This is a genomic window from Streptomyces sp. MH60 (assembly GCF_002939385.1).
Classification (GTDB): Bacteria; Actinomycetota; Actinomycetes; order Streptomycetales; family Streptomycetaceae; genus Streptomyces.
This window is the reverse complement of the sequence record NZ_MULI01000158.1, coordinates 1-5,087: the sequence shown is the minus strand read 5'-3', so window position 1 is coordinate 5,087 and position 5,087 is coordinate 1. Positions and strand designations below refer to the sequence as shown.

General features: G+C 72.8%; 5 protein-coding genes and 1 pseudogene. 3 read left to right on the top strand and 3 right to left on the bottom strand.

All coding sequences use genetic code 11. The features are described from left to right. Window positions 1-1,220, bottom strand: a 1,220-nt coding sequence (locus tag BZZ08_RS38085; RefSeq protein ID WP_133169273.1) for a serine/threonine-protein kinase, incomplete at its 3' end; no start/stop codon positions are given. Between the two features lie 217 nt (window positions 1,221-1,437). Here BZZ08_RS38085 and BZZ08_RS38080 point away from each other — a divergent pair. From BZZ08_RS38080 to BZZ08_RS38070, 3 genes are all read left to right on the top strand, one after another. Next, a complete protein-coding gene (locus BZZ08_RS38080; protein WP_104636692.1) occupies window positions 1,438-2,793 on the top strand; it encodes an aspartate aminotransferase family protein in 1,356 nt (451 codons plus the stop codon). Window positions 2,794-2,894: 101 nt separating this feature from the next. Next, on the top strand, window positions 2,895-3,596 hold the full coding sequence (locus BZZ08_RS38075) for a GntR family transcriptional regulator (protein WP_104636691.1): 702 nt from the start codon (window positions 2,895-2,897) through the stop codon (window positions 3,594-3,596). Between the two features lie 115 nt (window positions 3,597-3,711). Next, window positions 3,712-4,362 carry a hypothetical protein gene (locus BZZ08_RS38070; protein WP_104636690.1) on the top strand — a complete coding sequence of 217 codons (651 nt, stop codon included), beginning with the start codon at window positions 3,712-3,714 and terminating at the stop codon, window positions 4,360-4,362. Between the two features lie 15 nt (window positions 4,363-4,377). On the opposite strand, the gene BZZ08_RS38065 is transcribed toward BZZ08_RS38070, so the two are convergent. Both BZZ08_RS38065 and BZZ08_RS38060 read right to left on the bottom strand, forming a co-directional pair. Then, window positions 4,378-4,668: a hypothetical protein gene (locus tag BZZ08_RS38065; protein ID WP_104636689.1), complete on the bottom strand. Its 291-nt coding sequence runs from the start codon at window positions 4,666-4,668 to the stop codon at window positions 4,378-4,380. Window positions 4,669-4,706: 38 nt separating this feature from the next. Beyond that, window positions 4,707-5,087: pseudogene (locus BZZ08_RS38060) on the bottom strand (nuclear transport factor 2 family protein); the annotation flags it as partial.

The following is a 5,087-nucleotide window of genomic DNA, read 5'->3' as shown; positions in this document are numbered from 1 at the left end:
CCCGCACTGCCGGACCCCGCCCCGCCGGGGCCCCCACCGCTCGGGCTCATACCGTCAGGCCCGGTGCTGCCGGGCCCCGCACCGCCGGGCCCCGCAGCGTCAGATCCCGCGCCGCCGGACACCGCACCGCCAGGTCCCGCACCGCCAGGCCGCCCGCCGTCGGACACCGCACCATGAGGCCCCGCACCGTCGGCTCCTACCGCACCGGAGCCCGTGCCCCGGGCTCCCGCCACGCCGCCGCCCGCCGCCGCGGTCCCCGCCGCGCCCGGCGGTTGCGGGGTGTCCGGGTGGCCGGGGGCTTCCGGGTTCTCCGTGTCCAGTAGGCGGACCGCGTGGCGGCCGAGCTGGGCCACCAGTGCGCTGGGCAGCCACGGGTCGCGGGAGCGGCCGCCGGTGACCGTGTCCTGCGCGCCCGTGCGCTCCAGGACCTCGGCGAGACCCGGCCGCGCGGCGGGATCCTTCCGCAGGCAGTCGCGTACGAGGTCGGCGATGCCCTCGGGCACGCCCTCCAGGTCGGGTTCCTCCTGCGCGATGCGGAACATCAGGGCGTGCACACCGCTGTTCGCGGCGCCGAAGGGCAGCCGGCCCGTGGCGGCGTAGGAAAGGACCGAGCCGAGGCAGAAGACGTCGCACGCGGGCGTGACACGGTCGCCGCGCACCTGCTCGGGCGCCATGAAGCCGGGCGAACCGACGAGCGCGCCGGTACGGGTGAGTCCGCCGTCGGACACCGTCTGCAGGGCGCGGGCGATGCCGAAGTCGATGACGCGGGGGCCGTCGATGGTGACCAGGACGTTGGACGGCTTGAGGTCGCGGTGGATGATCCCGGCGGCGTGGATGTCCTGGAGCGCGTGCGCCAGACCGGCGCCCAGCGTGCGTACGGAGCGCTCCGGCAGCGCGCCGTGGTCGTGCCCGACGACCTGCTGGAGGCTGGGCCCCGCGACGTACCCGGTGGCCACCCACGGCACGGCCGCCTCGGTGTCCGCGTCCAGTACGGGCGCCGTCCAGTACCCGCCGACCCGGCGCGCGGACTCGACCTCCTGCCGGAACCGCTCGCGGAACTCCTCCAGCGCGGCCAGTTCCTCGCGCACCAGCTTCACGGCGACGGTGCGCCCGCGGTCCGAGCGGGCCAGATAGACGTGGCCCATGCCGCCCGCACCCAGCCGCCCCAAGAGCCGATAGACCCCGATGTGCTGTGGGTCCCCGTCCCCCAGACTCCGCATGCTGCGCCGCCTTCCCCCGAACGTGAGCAACAGAACGTGAGCAACAGGGCGAGGATAGTGCGGGGCGGCCCCGCGGCGAGTCGCCGCTTGTCCACGGTTCCGTAACGGAGCCGCTCCCCGGCGTCGCCAACGCGTCGACAACCTGTCGTGGAAAGCCCCCGACCGCAGACAGGACGCCGATTCCGTTTCCGCATCGCGGACATCTACCCTCGGCGGCATGACCCCTCAGCCCTCCCCCCAGGCAGGCGCCGCCGTGAAGGCCGCGGATCGCGCGCACGTCTTCCACTCCTGGTCAGCGCAAGAGCTGATCGACCCGCTCGCCGTCGCCGGCGCCGAGGGGTCGTACTTCTGGGACTACGAAGGCAAGCGCTACCTCGACTTCTCCAGCGGACTCGTCTACACCAACATCGGCTACCAGCACCCCAGGGTCGTCGCCGCGATCCAGGAGCAGGCGGCGAGGATGACGACGTTCGCGCCCGCGTTCGCCGTCGAGGCGCGCTCGGAGGCCGCACGGCTGATCGCCGAGCGCACGCCCGGCGACCTGGACAAGATCTTCTTCACCAACGGCGGCGCCGACGCCGTCGAGCACGCCCTGCGCATGGCCCGGCTGCACACCGGCCGCCCCAAGGTGCTCTCGGCCTACCGCTCGTACCACGGCGGCACCCAGCAGGCGGTCAACGTCACCGGTGACCCGCGCCGTTGGGCCTCCGACAGCGGCACGGCCGGGGTCGTGCACTTCTGGGCGCCGTTCCTCTACCGCTCGCGCTTCTACGCCGAGACCGAGGAGCAGGAGTGCGCGCGGGCGCTGGAGCACCTGGAGACGACGATCGCCTTCGAGGGCCCGGGGACGATCGCCGCGATCATCCTGGAGACGATCCCGGGCACCGCGGGGATCATGATGCCGCCGGCCGGTTACCTGGCCGGGGTGCGCGAGATCTGCGACAAGTACGGCATCGTCTTCGTGCTCGACGAGGTCATGGCCGGTTTCGGACGCACCGGCACCTGGTTCGCGGCCGACCTGTACGACGTCGTACCCGACCTGATGACCTTCGCCAAGGGCGTGAACTCGGGCTATGTGCCGCTGGGCGGTGTCGCGATCTCCGCCGAGATCGCCGCGACCTTCGCCGAGCGGCCCTACCCCGGCGGACTGACCTACTCCGGGCACCCGCTGGCCTGCGCCGCCGCCGTCGCCACGATCAAGGTGATGGCGGAGGAGGGCGTCGTCGAGCACGCCGCGCGGCTCGGCGGTGAGGTCGTGGAACCGGCGCTGCGGGAGCTGGCCGAGCGCCACCCGAGCGTGGGCGAGGTGCGCGGCACCGGCATGTTCTGGGCGCTGGAGCTGGTGCAGAACCGGGAGACCCGGGAGCCGCTGGTGCCCTACAACGCGACCGGGCAGGCGGCCACGCCCATGTCCGCGTTCGCCGCCTCCGCCAAGGCGCACGGCCTGTGGCCGTTCGTGAACATGAACCGCACCCACGTGGTCCCGCCGTGCAACGTCTCCGAGGCGGAGCTGAAGGAGGGCCTGGCGGTCCTGGACACGGCACTGTCCGTGGCGGACGAGTACACACAGTAGGCGGAACGGGGCGGTGGGTCCGAGCGCGTAGGGTTGCGTGCTCGTACGCGGTAGACATGTGTACGAGCACGCCCCCGCACGCGACGAGGAGACGCCCGCCCATGCCCGGCCCCAGCGGCACCGGTGCCGTCACGCGCAGCACCCTGCGGCAGCAGATCGCCGACGCGCTCCGCGACGAGGTGCTGGCCGGGCGGCTCCAGCCGGGGCAGGAGTTCACGGTGAAGGAGATCGCCGAGCAGTACGGCGTCTCCGCGACGCCGGTGCGCGAGGCCCTGGTCGACCTGTCCGCGCAGGGGCTCCTCGACGCCGACCACCACCGCGGTTTCCGCGTCCACGAGTACTCGGTCGACGACTTCCGCGGCATGATCGAGGCCCGCAGCCTCGTGACCGACGGGATGTTCCTCGCCCTCGCCACCGGCCTGCCGGGCGGCCCCGACCCGGCCGACCCGCGCATCGCCGCCGCCCTCGCCGGAGTCCGCCGGCGCGGCGAGGAGGCCCAGCGCGCCGCCGCGGCCGGGGACCTGACCGTCCTGATCGGCTACGACCTGCGCTACTGGCGCGAGCTGGCCACCCTCTTCGGCAACCCCTACCTCTGCGACTTCCTGCACCGGCTGCGCGTGCAGAGCTGGGTGTGCACGGTGCAGCACCTGCGCCGGCTCAGCGAACTGCGCGGCGCGCTGTGGTCCGGGCACACCGAACTGGTCGACGCCCTGGCCCGGCGCGACATCCCGGGCGCGCGTTCGCTCGTCGACGCGTACAACACCCACTCGCTGGCCCTCATCGAAGGGCTCGCCGCCGGATGACCAACGCCGGACGTGTCGTGGTCCGGCCCCAGATGGGTAAGGGACCTGCACGTGGGCGCACACCGGCGCACACCGACTACGCTGCCTTGACCACCGTGCTGTGAGGAGCCCTCTTTTGGCCTGTGACCTGTGGCTGGTACCGCTCGTCGACATCTTGTGCCACACGCCGGACAACCCGTTCGCCGAGGAACTCGCGCAGTACGACAAGGTGCTGGCCGAGGCCGGACTGCCGCCGGTGCCGGTGTACCAGTACATGCCGGGGCTCTCCGGCGAGGTCGCGCCGGTGGCCGGCTTCGACTACGACGCGCTGCACTTCCTGCGCCGGGCCCACCTCCTCCAGGTGTGCGGCCTCCCGGTGACGCCGGTGGACGAACTCGGCGGCGACTACGAGCAGTTGCTGGAGATGTTCGAGTCGACGGCGCAGCAGTCCCACCTGGTCTGGCACTACGACCACGCGGGCGCCTACGTCCCGGTCGACTTCCCGCACCCGCTCTCCAGTGACGAACTCCTGGCGGGCGGCGGCCCGTTGGGCTCCTCGCACAGCCTGCTGCGCGAACTGGAGGCCGTCGCCCCGGCCCTCGGCATCGACCCGGCCAACCCCCCGGCCCCGCCGCAGCCGCCGCTCGGCCCGACGGAGCTGGAGGAACCCGCGGTGCCCGCGCCGTACGACTCCAGTCCGTTCGCCCGGGAGCGGCACGTGTGGCTCGGGCTGCACGCGGCGGCGACGCGGAGCCTGGCGCAGGGGTCGATGATCGTCTTCAGCTGATGCGCCGGGGAGCCGTCAGCCCAGCTGGGAGAGGCCCTTCGCCAGGTCGTCGCCGTTCATGATCGGGCAGAGGTCGACCTCGGCGTTCAGCTCCAGGAGGAACGGTTCTCCGATCGGCGGCATCTGCGAGCTGTCCTGCATGTCGAAAACCATCAGGGCGGTCCGCCGTCCGTCGATGGTGCCGAAGTAGGCGGCCTCCGGCTGGATACGGTCGACGGTCTCCTTGATCAGGCTCTCCATCTTGCCGCTGCGGATCACCTCGTTGCACTTCTCGGTGTCCAGCGTCGCCTTGAGCAGCACGCGCATCGCACTCACCTTCTTCTGTCGACGCGACGTGTACCCATTCAGCTTATGCCCGTGATGTCCAGTTCGTTCAGGCGAGCCGGGTCCGCGATCACGTCGATGCCGGTGATGCGGCCGTCGGCGGCGACGTCGAAGCGGAGCACGACGCGCAGCCTGCCGTGCTCGGCCATCGCCAGGCCCGCCCGGCCGTCGACGAGGACGACGGCGGCGGTCCTGGCCCGGCCCATCGAGGCCATCGCGCCCCTGGCCACCCGCTCCGCACCGCTGACGCTGACGGGCTCGGGCGTCGGCACGACCGCCGCGTCGGCGTGCAGCACGACGTCCGGGTGGAGCAGGGCCACCAGCGCGTCGAAGTCGCCGCCGCGGGTGGCCGCCAGGTAGGCGTCGACCGCGCGGCGCCGGCGCGGCGGGTCGGCGTCGGG